Source organism: Psychrobacter sp. 1Y4, from assembly GCF_051847555.1.
This window is the reverse complement of sequence record NZ_JBPYDE010000598.1, coordinates 1-688: the sequence shown is the minus strand read 5'-3', so window position 1 is coordinate 688 and position 688 is coordinate 1. Positions and strand designations below refer to the sequence as shown.

At 41.9% G+C, this 688-nt stretch carries 1 pseudogene; it reads left to right on the top strand.

The features are described 5' to 3' along the window. Positions 1 to 6: 6 nt before the first annotated feature. Positions 7 to 688: pseudogene (locus ACS8FC_RS17805) on the top strand (hypothetical protein); the annotation flags it as partial.

The window sequence follows — 688 nt, the reverse complement described above, 5'->3', positions numbered from 1 at the left end:
CAAGCGCTGGGCCATCGTTTTGCTCAGCTCTATGGCTCTCAATGCAGCCAATTAACAAAAAATAGCGATACCAGTACCAGTGATGTCAATATTGATACAAATGTTATTACCTCTATCGATAGCAATGCCGATACGCCCATAGACACTACGCAAAATACTGGCGTTGACGATGTTAGTGTTAAAAATATCGTGGTTATTGGTTATGACATGCGTCATGGCAGCGAATCGATTGCACGTACACTCTCTACTGTACTGACTCAGCAGGGTTTATGCGTTATCCAGCTCGGTCTTGTTACCACACCCATGATGGCATTTTGGGCAAAGGAGTATCAAGGCCATGGCATTATTGTAACCGCCAGCCACTCTGCCAAAGACATATTGGGTATCAAATGGTTGGTCAATCATAAATCTCCCAGTAATGTAGAGATACAAACCCTGTATCAACAATTAATCTCTCATACTCATTACTCATCTAAAAATCAGGTCGAGCAAGCAACTTTAGGCTCAAAATCAGACTCACACCATACAAATATTAGCAGCAATACTGAATTATCTAGAGCGTTGCTTAAAGAGCTACCTGACAAGCAAGTGGCAGATGTCTATATCGCGGCTATCGAGCAAGTCTTTTGTCAGTTGACTCAGGATAATCAGACAGCACCTACAAAAACTCAAAAAACAGCATCTAAAC